At 49.7% G+C, this 22,107-nt stretch carries 17 protein-coding genes; 14 read left to right on the forward strand and 3 right to left on the reverse strand.

What is annotated here, in order from left to right; translation table 11 throughout:
- The 4 genes from carB (at position 1) to pyrF (ending at position 5,812) form a co-directional block, all read left to right on the forward strand.
- Positions 1 to 3,213, forward strand: a complete 3,213-nt coding sequence (gene carB / locus LSG31_RS14890) for a carbamoyl-phosphate synthase large subunit (protein ID WP_347435866.1) — start codon at positions 1 to 3, stop codon at positions 3,211 to 3,213.
- 13 nt (positions 3,214 to 3,226) lie between these two features.
- Positions 3,227 to 3,997: a dihydroorotate dehydrogenase electron transfer subunit gene (locus LSG31_RS14895; protein WP_347435867.1), complete on the forward strand. Its 771-nt coding sequence runs from the start codon at positions 3,227 to 3,229 to the stop codon at positions 3,995 to 3,997.
- Entirely contained in the window at positions 3,994 to 4,974 is a 981-nt protein-coding gene (locus LSG31_RS14900; protein WP_347435868.1) for a dihydroorotate dehydrogenase, read from the forward strand. The genes LSG31_RS14895 and LSG31_RS14900 overlap by 4 nt, the downstream gene beginning before the upstream one ends.
- Positions 4,975 to 5,089: 115 nt before the next feature.
- Positions 5,090 to 5,812, forward strand: coding sequence for an orotidine-5'-phosphate decarboxylase (gene pyrF / locus LSG31_RS14905; RefSeq protein ID WP_430734281.1), 723 nt, complete (start codon positions 5,090 to 5,092; stop codon positions 5,810 to 5,812).
- A gap of 311 nt (positions 5,813 to 6,123) precedes the next feature.
- Here the strand turns inward: pyrF and LSG31_RS14910 are convergent, their stop codons facing one another.
- Positions 6,124 to 6,627, reverse strand: coding sequence for a DinB family protein (locus tag LSG31_RS14910; RefSeq protein WP_347435870.1), 504 nt, complete (start codon positions 6,625 to 6,627; stop codon positions 6,124 to 6,126).
- 215 nt (positions 6,628 to 6,842) lie between these two features.
- Here LSG31_RS14910 and LSG31_RS14915 point away from each other — a divergent pair, with 215 nt between their 5' ends.
- Positions 6,843 to 7,562, forward strand: a complete 720-nt coding sequence (locus tag LSG31_RS14915) for a Crp/Fnr family transcriptional regulator (protein WP_347435871.1) — start codon at positions 6,843 to 6,845, stop codon at positions 7,560 to 7,562.
- A gap of 260 nt (positions 7,563 to 7,822) precedes the next feature.
- Here the strand turns inward: LSG31_RS14915 and LSG31_RS14920 are convergent, their stop codons facing one another.
- On the reverse strand, positions 7,823 to 8,209 hold the full coding sequence (locus tag LSG31_RS14920; protein WP_347435872.1) for a hypothetical protein: 387 nt from the start codon (positions 8,207 to 8,209) through the stop codon (positions 7,823 to 7,825).
- A gap of 324 nt (positions 8,210 to 8,533) precedes the next feature.
- On the opposite strand from LSG31_RS14920, the gene LSG31_RS14925 reads away from it, so the two are divergent.
- Positions 8,534 to 10,168, forward strand: a complete 1,635-nt coding sequence (locus LSG31_RS14925) for a DUF2254 family protein (protein ID WP_347435873.1) — start codon at positions 8,534 to 8,536, stop codon at positions 10,166 to 10,168.
- 110 nt (positions 10,169 to 10,278) lie between these two features.
- On the opposite strand, the gene LSG31_RS14930 is transcribed toward LSG31_RS14925, so the two are convergent.
- A complete protein-coding gene (locus LSG31_RS14930) occupies positions 10,279 to 12,033 on the reverse strand; it encodes an Rqc2 family fibronectin-binding protein (protein ID WP_347435874.1) in 1,755 nt (584 codons plus the stop codon).
- A gap of 151 nt (positions 12,034 to 12,184) precedes the next feature.
- Here LSG31_RS14930 and LSG31_RS14935 point away from each other — a divergent pair, with 151 nt between their 5' ends.
- The 8 genes from LSG31_RS14935 to priA all read left to right on the forward strand — a co-directional run bounded on the left by LSG31_RS14935 (position 12,185) and on the right by priA (position 22,098).
- Entirely contained in the window at positions 12,185 to 14,896 is a 2,712-nt protein-coding gene (locus LSG31_RS14935) for a calcium-translocating P-type ATPase, SERCA-type (RefSeq protein ID WP_347435875.1), read from the forward strand.
- A 136-nt stretch (positions 14,897 to 15,032) separates the two neighbouring features.
- On the forward strand, positions 15,033 to 15,893 hold the full coding sequence (gene dapF, locus LSG31_RS14940) for a diaminopimelate epimerase (protein ID WP_347435876.1): 861 nt from the start codon (positions 15,033 to 15,035) through the stop codon (positions 15,891 to 15,893).
- Between the two features lie 263 nt (positions 15,894 to 16,156).
- Positions 16,157 to 17,035, forward strand: coding sequence for a YicC/YloC family endoribonuclease (locus LSG31_RS14945; RefSeq protein WP_347435877.1), 879 nt, complete (start codon positions 16,157 to 16,159; stop codon positions 17,033 to 17,035).
- Between the two features lie 79 nt (positions 17,036 to 17,114).
- The gene (gene remA / locus LSG31_RS14950; RefSeq protein WP_347435878.1) at positions 17,115 to 17,381 is read left to right on the forward strand and encodes an extracellular matrix/biofilm regulator RemA; all 267 of its coding nucleotides are present in this window, start codon (positions 17,115 to 17,117) and stop codon (positions 17,379 to 17,381) included.
- A gap of 43 nt (positions 17,382 to 17,424) precedes the next feature.
- Positions 17,425 to 18,057 carry a guanylate kinase gene (gmk, locus tag LSG31_RS14955; RefSeq protein ID WP_347435879.1) on the forward strand — a complete coding sequence of 211 codons (633 nt, stop codon included), beginning with the start codon at positions 17,425 to 17,427 and terminating at the stop codon, positions 18,055 to 18,057.
- Positions 18,058 to 18,075: 18 nt separating this feature from the next.
- Complete coding sequence (rpoZ, locus tag LSG31_RS14960; protein WP_347435880.1) at positions 18,076 to 18,282, forward strand: DNA-directed RNA polymerase subunit omega; 207 nt, start codon at positions 18,076 to 18,078, stop codon at positions 18,280 to 18,282.
- Positions 18,283 to 18,449: 167 nt separating this feature from the next.
- Positions 18,450 to 19,667, forward strand: coding sequence for a bifunctional phosphopantothenoylcysteine decarboxylase/phosphopantothenate--cysteine ligase CoaBC (coaBC, locus tag LSG31_RS14965; protein ID WP_347435881.1), 1,218 nt, complete (start codon positions 18,450 to 18,452; stop codon positions 19,665 to 19,667).
- Entirely contained in the window at positions 19,612 to 22,098 is a 2,487-nt protein-coding gene (gene priA / locus LSG31_RS14970) for a primosomal protein N' (RefSeq protein ID WP_347435882.1), read from the forward strand. The genes coaBC and priA overlap by 56 nt, the downstream gene beginning before the upstream one ends.
- Positions 22,099 to 22,107 lie beyond the last annotated feature (9 nt).

Below are 22,107 nucleotides of genomic sequence, written 5' to 3' on the forward strand. Positions count from 1 at the left end.
ATGCCGTTGCAACAAGGATTACGCAAAATATTAGTGATTGGTTCCGGTCCCATCACCATCGGACAAGCTGCCGAGTTTGACTATGCCGGAACACAAGCATGCCAGGCGTTGCGCGAGGAAGGCCTGGAAGTTGTCCTGATCAACAGCAATCCGGCAACGATCATGACAGATCCCGATATGGCGGACAAAGTCTATATCGAACCACTCACATTGGAATTTGTCGCACAAATCATTCGCCAGGAACAGCCGGATGGATTGCTGCCGACACTCGGCGGACAAACGGGATTGAATATGGCTGTACAGTTGGCGGAAGCCGGCGTGCTCGACGAATATGGCGTAAAGCTGCTGGGAACGCCCCTTGCTTCCATCAAACAGGCGGAAGACCGGGAAGAATTTCGGACTCTGATGAGACAATTGAACCAGCCGGTGCCGGAAAGCGCCATTTGCAACACATGGGAAGAAGCCCTCGCATTTGCAGAGAAAGTCGGTTTTCCATTGATTATTCGCCCTGCGTATACGCTTGGCGGAACCGGCGGCGGAATCGCCGAAACGATGGATGCGTTTCAGGAAATTACGCAAGTGGGGTTAAAATTGAGTCCCATTCATCAAGTATTGGTGGAGCGCAGCGTGGCCGGTTTTAAAGAAATCGAGTATGAGGTCATCAGGGACGGCCATGACAACTGTATTATTGTCTGCAACATGGAAAACATCGATCCGGTCGGCATTCATACGGGTGACAGCATTGTGGTCGCGCCGAGCCAGACGTTGTCCGACCATGAATACCAGATGCTGCGTTCTGCGAGTTTGCAAATTATCCGCGCATTAGGTGTGGAAGGCGGCTGCAACGTACAGTATGCTCTTGATCCGCACAGCTTCCAATATTATGTCATCGAAGTCAATCCGCGGGTTAGCCGCTCCAGCGCGCTGGCTTCCAAGGCAACCGGATATCCGATTGCCAAAGTGGCGACGAAAATCGCTCTCGGTTTTACATTGGACGAAATTCAAAATCCGATCACCGAGCAAACGTACGCTGCCTTTGAGCCGGCATTGGATTATGTGGTGACAAAAATTCCCCGCTGGCCCTTCGATAAGTTTATAAAAGCAAAACGGGTGCTCGGCACGCAGATGAAAGCAACAGGTGAAGTCATGGCGATTGATCGCACATTTGAATCGTCATTGATGAAAGCGATCCGTTCCCTGGAAACAGGTGTCACAAGTTTATATTTAAAAGGCGTTGCAACGATTTCCGATGAAGAATTGGAAACCCGCATCCGCCACGCCGACGATGAACGCTTGTTCCTGGTGGCAGAAGCGGTAAGGCGGGGAACGTCAATCGAAACGCTGCATGACTGGTCAAAAATTGACCGTTTCTTCTTGCGAAAAATCGGCAAACTGGTGCAACTGGAACAGCAACTGAAAGAATCCCTGGATGCTGATATCCTCCTGCAGGCGAAACGCAACGGCTTCCTGGATCAAACTATCGCGGCATTAAGTGGCATTAAGCCGGAAGAGATATTCGCCATGTGCCGGCAGCTTGGCATCAAGCCCGTGTATAAAATGGTCGATACGTGCGCTGCCGAATTTGAAGCATCCACACCTTACTATTACAGCGCATATGAAAAGGAAGACGAAGTGCGGGACAGCAGCAGCCGGAAAGTCCTCGTACTGGGATCCGGTCCGATTCGGATCGGGCAGGGGATCGAATTTGACTACTGTTCCGTACATGCCGCATGGGGATTGAAGAAAGCAGGTTTTGAGTCGATTATTATCAACAACAATCCGGAAACGGTCTCGACCGATTTCAATACGGCAGACCGCCTGTACTTCGAGCCGCTGCATCCGGAAGATGTGCTGCATGTGATCGAGCGGGAACAACCGGAAGGCGTCATCGTGCAATTTGGCGGCCAGACGGCGATCAACCTGGCAGCGCCTTTACAGGAAAAAGGCGTGAAGATCCTCGGTACGTCGCTGGACAATATCGATCGCGCGGAAGATCGGGAACGGTTTGATCAAATGCTGGAGCAACTGGAGATTCCAAGGCCTGCCGGGAAAACGGTGTTTTCTGTGGCGGACGCGGTGGAAGCGGCCGATCGGCTGGGCTATCCGGTGCTTGTGCGGCCATCCTATGTTTTGGGCGGCCGGGCGATGGAAATCGTCTATAACAGCGATGAACTGATGTCGTATATGCAGCATGCGGTACAAATATCCGATACGCATCCGGTCTTGATCGATCGCTATCTGACCGGGAAAGAAGTGGAAGTCGACGCCATTTCCGACGGCGAGAACGTTTTGATTCCGGGGATTATGGAGCATGTGGAGCGTGCCGGCGTGCACTCCGGTGATTCCATCGCCGTATATCCTGCGCAATCGATCGATGAAGCGACCAAACAAACGATTGTGGATTACACGATCCGAATCGCTCGTGAACTGAACATCAAGGGACTTTTGAACATTCAGTTTGTGGTGCACAAAGAGGCTGTGTACATCCTGGAAGTGAATCCTCGTTCCAGTCGAACGGTTCCTTTCTTGAGCAAAGTGACAGGTGTGCCGATGGTAGATGTAGCGATGCAGGCCATTCTCGGCACGAAGCTGTCCGATCTTGGCTACCATACAGGTTTGTGGCCGGAGCCGAATGATGTCGCTGTAAAAGTGCCTGTGTTCTCCTTTGCCAAATTGCGTCGCGTCGATGTGACTCTCGGACCGGAAATGAAATCGACAGGCGAAGTCATGGGCCGGGAAAGCACCTATGCGAAGGCGCTGTATAAAGGGCTTTTGGCTGCGGGCATGAAAATCCCGACACACGGCAGAATTATTTGTACAATCGCCGACAAGGACAAACAGGAAGCGCTGCAAATTCTCAAACGGTTTGCAGGGTTAGGGTTCCAATTGATTGCGACACAGGGAACCGGTGCGTTTTTGCAAGAACATGGCTTGCGCGTACAGATTGTAAACAAATTAAACGACGGCTATCCGAATTTGGTGGACTTGATCCGCCAGGGAAAAGCGGATTTGGTGATCAATACGCTGACAAAAGGGAAAGAACCGCAGCGGGACGGGTTTCGCATTCGCCGGGAAGCGGTCGAGAATGGGATCGCCTGCTTGACTTCTCTCGATACGGCACAAGCGCTGCTGGATGTGATTACAAGTCTGCGTTTTGATACGACACCCATCGATCGCGGTCAATTCGGGCAAACGGTCCGCAAAGCGCAGTAAGAGGAGGGGTAGCATGAAACGCTGGACAATTCTTGCGCATCAACCGGTGGCGCGGCAGATGATGCAACTGGACTTGCAGGTGGATGATGCGTTTGCATATGTGCCTGGCCAATTTTTACACGTACGGGTCACGGACGGCCATGACTTTTTGCTGCGTCGGCCGATCAGTTTGTGCAATTTTGATCCGGATACACGTGTGCTGTCCCTCGTCTACCGCGTCGGCGGGGATGGCACTCGGGCGCTTGCCAAGCGCACGCCAGGGATGGAAGTCGATGTTTTGGGACCGTTGGGACAGGGATTTCCCATCCATGAGGAAGATGGGCATGCATTGCTGATCGGCGGCGGCATCGGTGTGCCGCCATTGGTGGAACTGGCCAAACAGATAACGGCACAAGGGAAAACCGTAACGGCGGTGATCGGGTTTCTGACAAAAGATGTGGTGATTCTCGAAAAGGAATTGCAGATGTACGGCGATGTGTTTGTTTGTACAGATGATGGTTCCTACGGTCACCACGGCCGCGTGACAGACCTTTTGACAGCGGATTTGCTCGCTTCCGTGGATCGGTATTATAGCTGCGGCCCATTGCCGATGCTGCAGGCGATTGTCGGCAAAATCGAAGCGAAAGTGCCGGGGTATGTGTCATTGGAAGAACGAATGGGATGCGGGATCGGCGCATGCATGGCATGTGTGCAGTGGACCGTGGATGAGCAAGGAAACAAACGGCTGCAGAAAATCTGCAAACAAGGGCCTGTGTTCGACGGACGGGAGGTCGTATTCGAATGAAGCAACCGATCGACACTCATGTGTATCAGCAAGCCATTGCCAAGACCGACAAAGCAAAATACGAAAGTCCGTCATTGGCGGCAAATGTCGGCAGTCTGCAATTGAAGAATCCGATCATGCCCGCTTCCGGATGTTTCGGTTTCGGCAAGGAGTATGCGGAATTCTATGATCTGAGCATCCTTGGCGCCATCATGGTGAAAGCGACGACGCTGGAGACGCGGACGGGCAATCCTACGCCCCGTGTCGCCGAGACGCCCGCCGGCATGCTCAATGCGATCGGACTTCAGAATCCGGGCGTCGATCTGGTCGTTCGGGAAGAACTCCCGTGGCTTCGTCAATATGATGTTCCCATCATCGTAAACGTAGCCGGAAGCACAGTCGAAGAGTATGTGCAAGTCACGGAAAAATTGAGTCACAGCGAGGATCTGGACGCCATCGAAGTCAATATCTCCTGTCCGAATGTAAAATGCGGCGGCATCCAGTTTGGCACAAATCCGGAATCTGCCGCGGAAGTCGTGCGGGAAATGAAAAAGGCGGCGCACGTACCGGTCATTGTCAAACTTTCGCCAAACGTGACAGATATCGTCAGCATGGCAAAGGCAGTGGAGGAAGCCGGCGCGGATGCGGTTTCTCTCATCAATACGCTTGTCGGCATGCGGATCGATTTGAAAACGATGAAACCGATCCTGGCAAATGGCGTTGGCGGTTTGTCCGGCCCCGCCGTCAAGCCGGTCGCCATCCGCATGGTCTATCAAGTGTCGCAAGCCGTGCAAATTCCGGTCATCGGCATGGGCGGTGTCATGACGGCGGAGGATGCCCTCGAATTTTTGGCTGCCGGCGCATCGGCGGTGGCGGTAGGAACGGCGAACTTTGTCAATCCTTATGCATGTCCGGAAATTATCGCAGGCTTAAAAACCTATTGCGAGACGCAGGGGATCGGGAATATTCAAGAATTGGTCGGTAAGGCCTGGAAATGAAAAGGCCTGGAAGTGAAAGAGGAAAACGCCGAAAACAGAAATTGAAATTGAAATTGGAAAAATGAACAGTTGAAAGTTGAAAGTTGAAATAAAAAGGAGTGGAAACGTGGCAAATTTGCATACATTTGACGCCAGCCGCATCTATATTGCCCTCGATACAAGCTCCGTCGAGCAGGCCCGGGCGTTTGTACGGGAACTTGCGCCCACCGGTGTCGGATTTAAAGTCGGCATGCAATTGTTTTATCAATCGGGCCCTGCTTTTGTCAAAGAGCTGACCGCACAGGGGCTGCAAGTGTTTCTGGATTTAAAATTCCACGACATTCCAAACACGGTTGCAGGTGCGGTGCAAAGCATCGGCGAGCTGGGTGCGGCGATTTGCAATGTCCATGTGGCGGGCGGCCTGGAAATGATGAAACGGGCCCGGCAAGCGGCCGATGCGTTGGCACAGCGGGCAGGGAAGCGTCCGCAAGTGATCGGCGTGACCCAATTGACAAGTACGTCCCGGGAAATGATGAACGAAGAAGTGGGGATTCCGGGAGATGTGCAGGATGTAGTGATCCGTTACGCGCTGCTTGCACAGACTGCAGGGCTCGATGGCGTTGTCGCATCCGGACATGAAGTGCGGGGGATCCGGGAAGCCTGCGGGGATGACTTTGTAACCGTCATTCCAGGCATCCGATTGGCTGCCAATGATTCGGCTTTGATCCATGATCAAAAGCGTGTGATGACACCGCACGAAGCATTTCAGGAAGGCGCCCACGCGATTGTGATCGGACGGGCTGTCACGCAAGCGGCCGAGCCGCGGGCGACCGTCGAGCAGATCCTTGCAGCGTTGTAAAGCGCATATGGGCGAGTACGATTCTACAGGAGTTCGATTTTGCCGGGCAGCTTTGTAATGCAATATGCTAAGACGGAAAAAATGACGTGCAAATGTATAAAATTTTGCGCGTCATTTTTTCCATAGCATTCGTTTTTAAAAGAGATTTGTTTTTCAAATCGTTTCCAGTGGATGAACAAAAAGTAGTCAAAACTCCACGGCGGATTGCTTCACTACTTTTTTGACACGTACTTCTATCAAATTTTTTTGAAATTCACAGGCAAAAGCAACAGAAACGAATCGTAAAAGGCTTTTTGATAATCGTGTCGAAATTATAGTTTCGGTGCTTCCATCCCCAGATTGGCCCATTCTTCTCGCGCAGGTCCATACACGCCGGGAACTTTTAGCCCTGCCTGACGCATAAGGACAGTCATTTGGCCCCGATGGTGAATTTGATGCCGGATCAGGACCATTAATGTAATTCCGTTCGGCCATTCTTCCCCGTACAGGTTGTGCATCTCTTTCAGGGTGCTGTCCGTCCACTGTGTTTGCAATGCTTGAACAAACGCGTCGTTTACCTGACGATACGCGTCTGCAATCACTTTGGCCGAAGTTGGCACTGGTCCATCTTCACCCGGCGACGCAAACTGCAAGCCTGTTCGCGACATCATTTCATGAATGGCAGTCACGATGTGCCAGGCAATGCGCCCTAACGTCCGATCCATTGAAGCCACTTCCTGTCGAAGTGACGCATCTGTGAGAGCATCCAATAGTTTCTGGGTTGCTCCCGCCTCGTACTCCCATGATTGAAGAAATCCGTTCAACGTCTGAAACATAAACATCCTCCTCGTATGTTTGACAAATATGGCATGTCCAATCAGAATCCCGCATCCACGAAATTCCATTTTCATTGTACACTGTTATACATTGCATTTCTATGTGGCATCTGTTTTTTGCGTGTCGTTTATCACTTGCAAAGAATCAGCAGCGTATGGTAATTTTAAAGTTGGCATTTGATGAAAGGTCTCTTGATTGTGGAGGTGCTGGCATCATGCTTATGATGCAAAACAATTGTAATGTTTGTTATCTGAAAGAGTACGAATTATTCCAGGATCTGTCCGAGCGGGAATTGGATCAGTTGGGAAAAGTCAGTCAGCCGACGCTGATTCCAAAACGGGAATACGTGTTTACGCCGGATCAACCGAATGATGTCATATATATGTTGAAAAAAGGCCGTGTCCGTATTACCCGACTATCGGATACAGGAAAGCATATCACGCTCGTCATTTTGGAAGCAGGAGATATTTTCGGGGAAGATGCGATTTTAGGGTCAAAACACCGAAAATATTTTGCGGAAGTATTGGATGACGCACATATTTGTGTCATTGACCGCAATGCGGTTGAGCAAGTGATCGCAAATAATGCTCAAGTCGGCTTTCGTCTGGCAAAGATTGTCGAACAGCGGCTGGAAGATGTGCAAGAACAATTGGAAAATATCGTGTTTTACGATGTGCAGACACGACTCGCCCGCTTATTGCTGAAATTGGCAGATCTGCATGGCAAACAGACGCCCGCCGGCGTTCTCATTAACATAAAGTTGACGCATGAGGATATGGCCAGTCTGATCGGATCGACCCGTGAGACGACAAGCAAGGTTTTGAATGAATTTCGTACACAAGGATTGGTAGATCTGCAAAATCGCCGCGTGATCCTCCGCGATCCGACTGCCCTCGCCCATATGGACGAACGGCTCCGCAGCAATGGAGCCTAATGCCGTCAGCAGGCAAATCCATAAAGAAGAGGGATGGGATATGTTTCGGATATGTTTTGACTCTATGTATTCCATCCCTCTTTTTTTGCCTGTAGAGGATGTTCAAAAAGTAGTCAAAGCTCCACGGCGGATTGCTTTGCCGAATCCCTAAAAGCCTTACTCATGTACCAAACACGTACACTCCGTCGGCTTTTCGTGCTTCGACTTCGCACTCCTTGTGTCTTACTTGACCACTTTTTGAACACTCACCTGTAGCAACATCAGCTTGCAGATTTTCGAAACATGTACAGTTTTTTCAACCCCCACCTTGACACCCCATACACCAACGCCAAAAAGATCGCGACACCATCAAACGCCATAAAAACAGGTGTGTGATAATCCACAATTCCGGGAATCGTTCGTTTGCTCACGGGCCATATGTATGCATCGATAAATTGTTTATGTGTGAAAATATCAATCATGATGTGAAAAAATCCGCCGATGACCAGCCATTTTAACCATTCGATCCGGAAAAACAGTCCGATGCCTGCCAGGCACAGCCAGATGGGGATGCTGTGCATCATGCTGTCAAGTGTCCACATGTCAGGTTGGCGGAACAATTGGGGCAGCCATGGTTGTGCAAGCTGGAAGGAACCTTGCAGCCACATTTGCCCGGCCACTGCATACATGGCAAGATCGGGTAAAACGCCGCCAAGTGTTACACTCCAGCGATTGGGTTGTCGGCGAAACAGATAATATGTCCAAAAACCGTGGCTAATCGTATCGATGCAGATCCCTCCTTTCGATTTTTCATAGAATTCCCCGGTTATTTGTAAATCATGTGAGCCTTCCTGATCGAAACGGACACATGAAACGGTTGACAGGAATGTTTAAAATTGTATAACGACGATGCCTGTATGCCATACTAAAAACGTAGCAGAAAAGAACAGAATACGAAACTTTCTCCAACACCGTAGGAGGGAAATATACGTTTGCACAAGCGTCATATGGGATTATCTACCATACGGAAATTTTGGCACAAAATTCCCTTCTCTTTATCGTTGCTACATTTAATGGGTTCATGGGCGATTGTGGAGGCCTGTATTCTGTTTTCGCCGCAACTGTTTACAGGCACCAGCGATACGGCGCTAAATTTTTTAAATACAATCGTATCCTGTGTGGCAACGATTTTGGCCTTATGCATCTCCATTATCATGGTTGCCATCCAAATGACGGCCAGCAAGTATTCACATCGCGTGCTGGATCTGTTTATTCGCTGCCCTTACAACATTTCGCTGCTCGTCATCTATTTTGGCACGATCTTTCACTGTATTTTTTTGATGGCGCGGATTCAGCCGGGAGACGAGGGGTTGAGCGCTTCTTTAAATCAAGCGATGAGCGGCGAATTGCTGTTGGTGATTTGTTGTTTTTTTAGCTTGTTTTTATACAGTTATGGCGTCATTCAATTATTAAAACCGGAAACGATCATACGTTCCATTGACAGGGAATATCATCTCTGTTTTTTGCAGGGACATGATCAGGAAGCGTTAATGAAAGTGGTTCAAATCTCCGACATTGCCAAAAAAGCGGTGATCGACATGGATGCTGTAACCGGGGTCATGTCGACGCAACGGCTTGGGGCAATGCTGCGAATGGCGCCTATCCCCAAAGAGTCAGATGAAATGCTCATAAACTATCACCAGGAAATTCTGCAACAGTTGCTGGGAATTGCACATATTGCGTTTAAGGAGCGGGAAAATACCATTTCCCAGGAGCTTTTGGAGATCTTGCTGGAACTCGGTACCAACTATGCAAAAGCAGGATCTTTAAAGGCGGCCGGCATGGTTGTGGAATTGTACTCCCGCATCATCAGCAATAATTTGATCGGACAACACCAGTTCAATTATATCGAAACGATTGTCCGCCACATCTATACCATTGCTTATGAAGTTGTCGCTTCCGATAAAGATTACCGGGATATTGACGAGTTTGTATTACAGACATTTCAAATGTTGAATCATGTAGGAAAACAGGTACTGGACATTGAAGTCAGCGGCGCATCCTATGTGGCAAGGGATCTTTTGTCAGATACATTCGGCGAATTGATCACAAGTATTGTGCAGCATGCCGGCCCGACGGTGCCACACCGGGTCATACGGGAATTGATGTTCGAATATATGAAACTGGCTCGCCTGCTTTTGGCAAAATCGGAAATGCGGGACATCGTGCAAATCACTACATGGTTGCGAAATGAACTGTTGCCCATACAAGAGCAAAACACGCGTGTACAACCCTATTTGTATCTGTTTTTGCTGTTGATTGCGGTTTCGTTGTATTTGCAGCGAAAGGATATTGCAGTCGTTCTCATTCGCTCGTTGGGAAAGTACTTTAAGCCGGAGCAAGGGCTGTTGGAACAAATGCGCCTTGGCAGAATGGATATTCGCTATCTGTTTGACTATGCCAATCCGGATCCCTTTTTATTGCATGCATATACCATTTGGAACGAATACAACGAATTTTCACAAATGATGGACAGTGAAGAACATGCATCGAAGGAGCAGGCTTCCACAAGCAAGCGGGAGGAATGGAACGAGCTCTTTCAAAAAGAAGCAAGCCATAATCGCTAATGGCATCGCCGCTCCATTTCATATGTTGGAAGAATTTTGGAAGAAACGGCCGTTTCGCTGCATCTGCATCAAAACCGTAGCGAGAACGGCCGATATGAGGCTATATATTTTTATGAGCGTTCCAACTTCTGAACACCTTCAAGTGATGGTCTGACAAACAGGGTTTGTTGATTTTCATACAAAATCATGCCCGGTTTGGCGCCATTCGGTTTCCAGGTGTGTTTGATCAGCGTATAGTCGACAGGAACCCGGCTGGAGTCCCTTCCTTTGCTGAAAAAGGCGGCCACTTGTGCTGCCATCCGCAATGTGTCAGCTGAGAACTCTTTCCCGCGAATGATGACGTGGGAGCCTGGAATATCTTTGACATGCAGCCAGGTATCTGTTTTTTTGGCAAGCTTTGTGCTGATGTAGTCATTCTGTTTGTTGTTTTTTCCGACGACAAGCTCGATTCCTTCCGGTGTGAGATAGCGCTCCAGGGAGACGGCGGGCGGTGTACGGCCGTTTTTTTGTTTGTTCCGGCTTTGCGGAAATTTCTTCGTGCGGGATTTTCCCTTGACATATCCGCCCTGTTCCAGTTCGTCCCGGATTTCATCCAACTCTTGCAAAGCGGCTTGTTCGATCTGTAATGTGACTTCTTCGAGATAGCGCACTTCATTTGCTGCAAGCGCGAGCTGTTCCTTGATATGCGGAACGCTTTGTTTTGCCTTGTTGTATTTTTTAAAATACGCTTGGGCGTTCTCGATGGGCTCCAAGAGCGGGTCGAGCTCGATGCGCAGCAGCGGCATATCGTCTTCATAGAAATTCGTCACATCTGCATATGCGTCGCCCCGTTTGAACTGATACAGGGAAGCGGTAATCAATTCCCCGTATAACCGGTATACATCCGCCTGTTCCGCGATTTGCAGTTCTTCTTTTAATTTTTCAATTTTATTGTGATTCCGTTCCAGTTCTGTTTTCAGGATCCGCAACAGGTCGCCGGCTTTTTGCTGGATCATATCATGGCGCACTTTTTCAGCGTAAAACCATTCCAGACATTGGCTGATCGAAGCAAATGCGCGGTCTGCACCCTTCAGATGCTGTAACGGAAGAATGCTGAAAGCCAAAGGTGCGGCTGTTTCCGCATCGAGTTTCACAGTTGGAGCAAACTGATCCTGGCGCCATGAGTGAATGGTTGCGGATATGTACTTCCATTCCTCCAGCATGGTTGCTTCCCCGATCCTTGCGCTAAGTTCCCTTGCCAGCAGTTGGCTGATCCCGAGGATCTGCCGACTGAGAAAATTGGACAAAGGAATGTCGGAGTGACTGGAACGCAGCCGTTGATACATGCCTTCGTCAAGGGCAAAAGGATCCGCTTTGTCCTGTGTCGGCGGAGCGATATAGGACCTTCCCGGCAACACTTCCCGATGCCTGCTGATGGCATGTGTGATATGTACAATGCTGTCAAATATCGTCTTGGATTTCGGGTCAAGCAAAATGAGATTGCTGTGCCGTCCCATCAATTCGATGACCAAAAGCCGTTGCACCCGTTCCCCTAACTCATCCGTACTTTCAATCCGGATTCGCAGCATCCGTTCATTTGTCGGTTGTTCGATGCTGCGAAGGATGCCGCCTTCCAGATGTTTTCGCAAGACCATGCAAAACATTGGCGGCATTGCAGGGTTTTGCCCTTGGTAGCGATCGATCAACAGCACCCTTGGATAGGTTGGATTGGCAGACAGCAACAATCGGTAGGTTCGTCCGTGACTTCGCAACTGTAAAACAAGATCACGGGGCAATGGCTGATAGATCTTTTCAATCCGTGCGCCGAGCAGATGAGACGAGAGCTCCGCCCGTACAGCTCTGAGAACAATACCGTCAAATGCCATCAAATCCCCTCCTTACAGTCATACTGTTTGAATTATACGGTTGTCATGTTGGCAGCGTCAAACGCAAAACAGTTATTTTCCAAATGAAACAAGCATACACATGTCCTATGACGATGGCAAACATCACGAAATGTGAGTGAGGGGTGGAAGTGTGAATCAGGCAGAATGGCATACGCAAAGTCCGCGTGACTGTCTCCAATTGCTTGAAACCAGCCCATCAGGTCTGGGAGCGGATGAGGTACAAGCACGACTTGTGACATTTGGTGAAAACCGGATTGAGGATACTTCGCAGGCGGCTTGGTATACGTTGTTTTTTAATCAGTTTCGGGATTTTATGGTCATCGTGCTGCTTGCTGCAACATTGATTTCCGGATTGCTGGGGGAATTTATCGATGCCATTACGATTATCGCCATTATTATCGTAAACGCGCTATTGGGGTTTTTCCAGGAACTGCGCGCGGAGAAATCGCTGGCATCTTTAAAACAGTTGACAGCGCCGGTGGCCCACGTGATCCGCAACACAGAGCGCGTTACGGTACCGGCAGCACAATTGGTTCCGGGAGATATCGTATTATTGGAAAGCGGTGACCGTATTCCGGCAGATGTTCGCCTGCTGGCTTTGCAGGGATTTGAAACGGAAGAAAGTTCCTTAACGGGTGAAAGCCTGCCGATTTCCAAACACGCGGACATCATCCCGGATCCTCTGGCGCCTTTGGGAGACAGAAAAAATATGGGGTATATGGGCACAAGTGTCACGCGCGGCAAGGCCCAAGCGGTAGTTGTGGCGACAGGCATGAACACGGAGATGGGGAAAATTGCAAATTTGATTCAAACGGCAGAAGATACGGAGACACCGCTGCAAAGGCGGTTGGATCAACTGGGAAAAATCCTCGTCTATATATCCCTCGGCATTACGGCTGTTGTTGTGTTGGCAGGAATTTTACATGGACAACATGTATTTCATATGTTTATGGCAGGTGTGAGCCTGGCGGTGGCCGCCATACCGGAAGGTCTTCCGGCCATTGTTACGATCGCGCTGGCGATCGGCGTACAACGGATGATCAAACGCAAAGCGATCGTCCGCAAACTCCCGTCTGTTGAAACATTAGGATGTGCAACCGTTATCTGTTCCGACAAGACAGGAACATTGACACAAAATAAAATGACGGTGCAAGAGATTTGGGCAGGTGGAAAAACATATCATGTCACAGGACAGGGCTATCGGCCGGAAGGAGAATTCATCTTCAACGGATCCGGTGTACGACCGGAAAAACGACCGGAATTGGCTCGCTTGCTGCAAATTTCCGCACTCTGCAATAACGCGGAGCTAGTATTTGACGAGAACATCAAAGATTGGCATTGTCATGGGGATCCGACGGAAGGCGCGCTCTTGGCGGTCGCTGCGAAGGCAGGATACTCCCTGGCGGATATCGCGCAACAATTGCAGCGGGTAGAGGAGATTCCATTCGACTCCAATCGGAAAATGATGACGGTGATTGTCAGGGATGCATCAGGCCGACACACATTGCTGACAAAAGGCGCCCCGGACGTATTATTGGAACGCTGTACACATATCTTGCTGGACGGCAAATCTGTGCCGCTGACCAAAGCGTTGCGGCAGCAAATTCTCGAAGTCAATCATGCCCTGGGAAGTGAAGCATTGCGCAACATCGGCGTCGCCTATCGGGAGATTCGCAGTCTTGACTCGATCAAACGGATGGCAGATCCGGAAGTCCAGTTGACATTTGTCGGGCTTTTGGGCATGATCGATCCGCCGCGGGCGGAAGTTTTTGAAGCGATTCATCTTTGTAAAAACGCGGGCATCCGTACTGTCATGATTACCGGCGACCATCAGGTAACGGCAGAAGCCATCGCCAGACAGTTGGGAATTATGACAGCTGGCGGGCTTACGGTGACAGGTGCGGAACTGAACAATATGACAGACAAGCAGTTGGCCAAAAAAGCGGAGAGTATTTGCGTATTCGCCAGAGTATCTCCGGAACACAAGCTGCGCATCGTGAAGGCGCTGCAGGAAAATGGACAGGTGGTAGCCATGACGGGTGACGGTGTGAATGATGCGCCGGCGATCCAGGCGGCCGATATCGGCATTTCCATGGGGCAAGGCGGTACAGATGTGGCAAAAGATGCTTCGGCGCTGATTTTGAGCGATGACAACTTTGCCACAATTGTCGCAGCGATTGAGGAAGGGCGCGGCATTTATGACAATATCCGCAAATTTGTCCGGTACTTGCTGTCAAGCAACGTCGGTGAAATCATCACAATGTTCGTTGCTACTCTATTTGGTTTTCCATTGCCGCTTTTGCCGATTCAGATCTTGTGCGTCAATCTGGTGACAGACGGACTGCCGGCCATTGCATTGGGTGTGGATCCGGCAGAGAAAGACATCATGCAGCGGAAACCGAGAAATGTAAAGGAAAGCATTTTTGCCCGGGGAGTTGGAACGAAGATTATCACGCGGGGAATTTTTATCGGCATTTGCACGCTAAGCGTGTTTTGGCTCACCTGGCATAACGACCCGAGTCAATTGCAAAAAGCGCAAACCATGGCGTTTGCAACATTGGTCATGTGCCAGTTGATTCAGGTATTCGATTGCCGCAGTGTGGAAGGCGGAATTTTCAGCCGTAATATTTTCGGGAATGTATGGTTGATCGCAGCCGTTTGTTCATCGATTACGTTCCTGCTCTGTGCGATCTATGTTCCCGCGCTGCAAATCATTTTCAAAAGTGTTCCGCTGCATCTGTTTGATTGGGCGGTGGTACTTGTCGCAGCAGCCATTCCGACATTTGCTTTGACGGTTCGGCGGGCAGGGCGCCGGGTCACACGCGCGCGCTTGGCGAGATAGGAGCAATCGAAAGAATCGATTTCTTTTCAACAGCATCTTCACAACAGCGGCTTCGTTTCTGCTATACTGTTCAATAGCAATGGCAAGCGGAATGAATGGCTTGCGATACGTGAAGAAAAAATGGCTGGTGAATCGGATGCAATTTACAAAGATGCATGGGTTAGGGAATGATTTTATCATTGTTGCAGGAATGAAGCAGGTGCATGAGAATGTGAACCAATTGGCCGTTCGGATGTGTGACAGGAATTTTGGCATCGGCGCCGATGGTCTCGTATACATCCTGCCTTCTGCTGCAGCAGATTTTCAAATGCGAATTTTTAATTCGGACGGCAGCGAACCGGAGCAATGCGGAAATGCCATTCGTTGTGTCGGAAAATACGTATACGATCATCGACTCACGGATCAGACGACAATTCGCGTGGAAACAAAAGCCGGTATCCAGACATTGGAACTGACGGTAACAGACAAAAGGGTGCAAAGCGTGCGCGTGGATATGGGCGTACCGATCTTGCAGGGATTGCAAATTCCCACCGCCATTGATCAGGATGTTGTGCTGCAAGTTCCGATATCTGCGGACGGTTTTCAAAGCACGTTTACAGCTGTCTCCATGGGGAACCCGCATTGTGTGATTATGATGGATCGCTTGGCTGACCTGCCGTTCGATCAGGTAGGCCCCGCGTTGGAAGTACACCCCTATTTTCCAAAGAAAACAAACGTGGAGTTTGTAGAAGTGCATGCGCCAAAAGAAGTGACGATGCGCGTTTGGGAACGGGGCGCGGGCGAGACGCTGGCTTGCGGTACCGGCGCATGTGCCGTATGCGTTGCGGGAGTTCTTGCGGGCAGGACGGAGCGGCGCGTGTTGGTGCATTTAAAAGGCGGCGATCTGGAGATCGAGTGGTCGCAAACGGACAACCATGTGTACATGACTGGGCCCGCTGTCGAGGTTTTTCAAGGTCAATGGCTGCTATCATGTTTAAATACCGGTAAAATGGCGTAACAGGGGATTCTTGAAACGCATATGTATTGGTAATTGCACATACACGACGAAAGCCTGGGCAGTTTGATGCTACAGGTTTTTTCCTTGTTAGCGGGTTTTCCCTTGTTATCGGGATGCTGTATTTTTGAGATTTGGCTATTGTGAAATACGGGGGATATTGATTAGAATAAAGTAAAATATTGCGAAAAAAAGAGAAAATCGCTGATTACTTGTCATAATTCAAGCATTTACAGTAAAATAGATTCGATAAAGGTGGTGAACCCTTGATAAAAAGTATGACCGGGTACGGAAGAGGAAGTGCCCGATATGAAGATTTGCAGTTGACAGTCGAGATTCGTACGGTAAACCACCGATTTGCGGAAGTTGTTTTACGTATGCCCAAAGAATGGATGGCATACGAAGATTTGGTCAAAAAAATTGTCCTTTCTCATATATCTCGCGGCCGGGCTGAAGTTCAATTTTCCTTTGGACAGGGTACTGTTTCAAAAAAAGTGGTATCGATTGATGAAGCGTATGCGCTGCAAGTGTATCAGGCGATTACCCGCCTGGCAGTTCAATTGAATCAGCGGACAGATTCTTTTTTTGAACAAGTTGTGTCATTTCCCGGCGTTTTGCAAGTCACGGAATCTGCCGTACATGAGCAAGCGCTGCGGGATCTGATTGTGGATGGGTTGGAAGAAGCCTGCCATGCCTTGGATGGGATGCGCAGGGAAGAAGGGCAGTCGATCCGGGAAGATCTGGCCAGGCGGCTTTCTGATCTTGAGCGCATGGTCGCTGACATCAAACGGTTGGCTCCCACTGTCGTGTCAGCATATCGGGAACGTCTGGAACAGAAAGTGCGGGACCTGGCCCCAGCCGGAACCGTTGATGAGCAGCGTCTTTTAAGTGAAGTTGTGATATTTGCGGAACGTTCGGATATACAAGAGGAATTGGTGCGATTACATAGTCATATGCAACAGTTTAAACATATCCTCGAAGTGACGGAGCCGGTGGGGCGCAAAATGGATTTTTTGATTCAGGAGATGAATCGGGAGATGAATACGATCGGTTCAAAAGCGAACGATGCAAGAATTGCAACACAAGTCGTGGAGTGCAAGACACGACTCGAGCAACTGCGGGAACAAGTGCAAAACATCGAGTAAAACGTATGCCTGTAGAATCCCTTGGCAACAATGGGAAGTTATGGAGCGCGTATTTGCAAATAGTTTAGGAGGAATTCTTATGAGTATCAAACTCATCAACATCGGCTTTGGCAACATTGTTTCAGCCAATCGCATTATTTCAATCGTCAGTCCTGAATCCGCTCCAATCAAACGCATTATTCAAGAAGCGCGGGACCGCGGCATGTTGATCGATGCCACATATGGGAGACGGACTCGTGCTGTCATTATAACAGATAGTGATCATATTATCCTGTCAGCTGTCCAACCGGAAACTGTCGCTCATCGTTTGGTTGTGAAAGATCAAACGCAGGAAGATGAAGAATGATTGTGAAGCTTTTTGCGACAGTTGGTAAGAGGAGGGCTTTTGCATGATCCAAACAGGCCTTTTGATCGTTTTGTCAGGACCGTCCGGAGCCGGGAAAGGAACGGTATGCACCGCGCTTAGGCCGACGATGCCGGATTTGAATGTGTCCATTTCCGCCACGACGCGTGCTCCCAGAAGCGGAGAAGCAGAAGGCGTCAATTATTTTTTTAAGAGCCGCGAGCAGTTTCAAGAAATGGTGGAGAGAGACGAACTGCTGGAATGGGCCCAAGTCTACGGGAATTTTTACGGTACACCCCGCAAGTATGTAGAAGATTTTTTGGCGGCGGGAAAAGATGTGCTGCTGGAAATTGATATACAAGGAGCCCTTCAGGTCAAACGGCAATTTCCCAACGGTGTTTTCATTTTCCTGATCCCACCGTCATTGGAGGAATTGCGTTCGCGTATCATCGGCCGGGGCACGGAAACGGAAGAATCCTTCCGTCTGCGCTTCGGTGCGGCAGCGGGTGAACTGAAATATATGGATCAGTATGATTACGTCGTAGTGAACGATCGTGTCGACGATGCCTGCAGGCGGATTCGCTCCATTATTGAAGCGGAACGCTGCAGTGTACCGCGCAATATCGATTTTTACAGACATCCATTTCAAAATGAGCTGAAAAGTGAAACAAGGAATTAGAAGGGGAGAGGAAATCAAATGTTATATCCATCCATTGACCGGTTGGTGGAGTTATCTGATAGCAAGTATTCATTGGTTGTAGCGGCAGCCAAACGGGCTCGCATGCTGCAAGAAGGGGCGCAGAAAAAAATCGATTCGACGAAATCGAAAAATGTAAGTGTGGCATTGCAAGAAATTGCAACACAAAAAATTCGTTTTGTCCGTACAAAAGAAGGGATCAAATAGACAGGTCGGGATGTTTCCGTGCAGACATGTCTGTGCAATTCGCGGTAAAATGCAGCGGTAAAGCGCTAACTTGGCATGTAAAGTTCCGTTATGCCAAGTTTTCTTTATAATAGGAAAATCATAACAGAATCATCCGGTGGCGGTTTCGTATTTTGGGGGGAGTGGAGATGCAAGGAAAAACGGTTGTTCTGGGAGTGTGTGGTGGAATTGCTGCATATAAGGCAGCAGAGATCTGCAGTTCTCTGATGAAAAAAGGTGCAGATGTGCATGTCATCATGACCAAGGCAGCTACACAATTTATTACACCCCTTACCTTTCAGGCACTATCACATCATGCAGTGATCACAGACATGTTTCATGAACCGGATCCATCAGCCATCGCCCATATTCGGCTGGCAGATGCTGCCGATGTTTTTTTGGTTGCGCCGGCAACGGCCGATGTCATCGGCAAAGTGGCCAATGGAATCGGCGATGATATGCTGACGACGACACTGATGGCAACAACAGCCCAAGTCGTATTTTCCCCGGCGATGAATGTACATATGTATGCAAATCCGATCGTGCAGGATCAGATTCAATATTTGAAATCAAAAGGGTATTTGTTTCTGGAGCCGGGAGAAGGTCCTTTGGCATGTGGCTACACGGGACGCGGGCGCTTGCCGGAACCAAGGGAAATCGTGTCATATGTCCAGGAACTCCTGCAAAAAAGGCGGGATTTCGCTGGCCTGTGCTGTCTGGTCACAGCTGGCGCGACGAGGGAAACAATCGATCCGGTGCGGTTTTTATCCAATCGATCCAGCGGCAAGATGGGAATGGCGATTGCCGAGGAACTGCGGGATCGCGGCGGACAAGTCACCCTGATTCTTGGACCCACACATCTTGAGCCTCCTTGCGGTCTGGAAATCGTCCGGGTGGAATCGGCGCAAGACATGTATCATGCCGTAATGGAGCGGGAAGCAAATGCGGATATGATCGTAAAAACGGCAGCTGTGGCAGATTATCGTCCTGTAGCGACAAGTGAACACAAAGTCAAAAAACAAGCGGGCAATCTGATGCTCGAACTGGAACGTACGCCGGATATTCTGCAAGAGCTTGGCATGCGCAAGCGTCCCGGCCAACTGTTGGTGGGATTTGCGGCAGAGACGCAAGATCTTGATCGTTATGCTTTGGACAAATTGCATCGCAAGCATTTGGATCTTGTCGTGGCGAATGACGTATCCAAAGCGGATGCGGGATTTGCCGTAGATACGAATGCCGTTCGGATCTACGATGCTTCCGGGTTGCTCGCTGCAACGCCGCTTTTAAGCAAACGGGAAGTGGCGCGGACGATTGTCAACCATATGTGTGATCGATGGCGGCGAAATCAAGATGAATCCGAAGCGTAAAGGATTTGCGGAAGTCATCGTCGATGTAAGAGCATATGATGTGGATCGCGCGTTTCTCTATCAGATCCCCCCGGGATTTGCGGAAACATGTCAGGTGGGCGCACGTGTTCTCGTCCCTTTTGGCAGCCGCAAGCTGGAAGGATATGTGGTGAATCTGACAGACGCGCAGACGGTTCAAGAGATCAAGCCGATCCTTGATGTTTTGGATGATCACCCGCCCTTGACCCCGGAGTTGGTCGATTTAAGCGAATGGCTTGCTGCCCGCTACTGTACGACGCGGGTGGCTTGCATGCAAGCGATGCTGCCGGGCGGCATTCGCGCCAAGCAAGAAACATACCTCAAAATCCGGCAGTCTCCCGCCATTTTGGATCCGCTGGATGAGCAGATGCTGCAGTGGATGCGGGAACGAAAACGGGTGACATTGGAACAAGTCCGCAAACAATTTCCGGATGCGGATGGACGGATCGATTTGCTGATCAAAGAAGGCATTTTGCAAATCGATAAACAACTGCATCGGGGAATGAAGGAAAAAACAGTCCAAGGAGTTGCCTTGACCGAATCTGCCAGAAACCAGTACGAATCTTTGATCCGGTCTTTGTCACCCCGGGCACGTAAACAAAAAGCATGCATCGAATTTTTGTATGCGCAGGAGGATGCGGTTCCTGTTCACGAACTGCTGGCAAAACTGCAGACGGGGCGTTCAACCATTGAGCGGCTCATCGAACAAGGACATGTCAAGACGGAAGCGCTGGCGGTCCGCAGAAATCCCTTTGATTCTGCATATGAACGGGACAAGCCGCTGGCTTTGACTGCTGAACAGCAACAATCCTTGCAGCCGATTTTGCAAGGGATCCGACAAAAACGGAAAGCAGAATTTCTATTGCATGGGATTACCGGCAGCGGCAAGACGGAAGTGTATTTGCAAGCGATTCAGGCCTGTCTCAACGAGGGCAAGCAAGCGATCATGCTCGTGCCGGAGATTTCCCTTACCCCGCAAACCGTGGAGCGGTTCAAAAAACGATACGGCGAAGCGGTTGCTGTCCTGCACAGCCGGTTGTCTGCAGGAGAACGGTATGATGAATGGCTGAGGATTCGCCGACAGGATGTGAAAATTGTCGTCGGCGCCAGATCCGCTATTTTTGCGCCGTTTCAATCCTTGGGGCTGATTATTATCGATGAAGAGCATGAAACATCGTACAAACAAGACGATCCGCCGAAGTACGTGACACACGAAGTGGCCTGCTTTCGTGCACAATACGCAAATGCGGCCGTCGTTTATGGAAGCGCCACTCCGTCTTTTGAACGCATGGTGGCTGCCCAAACTGGCGACATTCAGTATCTTGCGTTGACAAAACGGGTGTTTGGGCAGGAAATGCCGAAGATTCATATTGTGGATATGCGTCAGGAATTGCAAAGCGGCAACCGGACGATGTTTAGCCGATTGTTGCGGCAACAGATGGAAGCCGTATTTCAACAAAAAAAACAAATGCTGTTGTTTCTCAATCGGCGCGGTCACAGCACGTTTGTCCTTTGCAGGGCTTGTGGTGAAGCGATCAAGTGTCCCCATTGCGATATCAGCCTGACATTTCACAAACTGCAAAATTGGACGCAACTGCGCTGCCATTACTGCGGCTATGCCAAACCGGTCGACAGCCAGTGCCCGCTTTGCGGCAGCCGCCACATTCGACACTTTGGCACGGGCACACAAAAAGTGGAAGAAGCGTTGAAAATGGAATTTCCCCATTTGCGCGTCATACGTATGGATATTGATACGACTGTACAAAAAGGATCCCATGAGCGCTTATTGGATGCATTTCGGAACAAGCGCGCGGATGTGTTGCTGGGCACGCAAATGATTGCAAAAGGCCTGGATTTTCCGGATGTAACGTTGGTCGGCGTGATCGCAGCGGATACATCTTTACATATACCTGATTTTCGGGCGAATGAACGGACGTTTCAATTGTTGTCACAAGTGGCGGGAAGAGCAGGACGCCATACCGATCAAGGTACGGTTGTGATCCAGACATATGCGCCGGATCACCCGGTTCTGACAGCTTGCGCCAAGCAAACGTACGATGCTTTTTTTCGCGAAGAAATCCAACATCGCAGAGTGCTGCAGTATCCGCCTTTTGTGGAATTTGCATCATGGCTGATTGCTCACGAGGCGGAACCGACGGCTGCGTCACTTGCCGTACAGCTCGCGGGAGACTTGCATCAAGCATTTGCCGGGAAATCGGTGTACATTTTACAGCCGACGCCAGCGCCATTTCCAAAAATCAACGGCAAGTATCGCTATCACGTGTTAATGAAATATGCCAACTGGTGGCACATCGAAAAACAGATGCGAAAGATTCATACGGACATGTTGAAAGAAGTCAGACAAAAGGGCGGAACATTGTCCCTCGACATCAATGCACAAACGATTTTGTAACAAAGAACG

The sequence above is a fragment of the Fodinisporobacter ferrooxydans genome, assembly GCF_022818495.1.
Lineage (GTDB): Bacteria > Bacillota > Bacilli > Tumebacillales > MYW30-H2 > Fodinisporobacter > Fodinisporobacter ferrooxydans.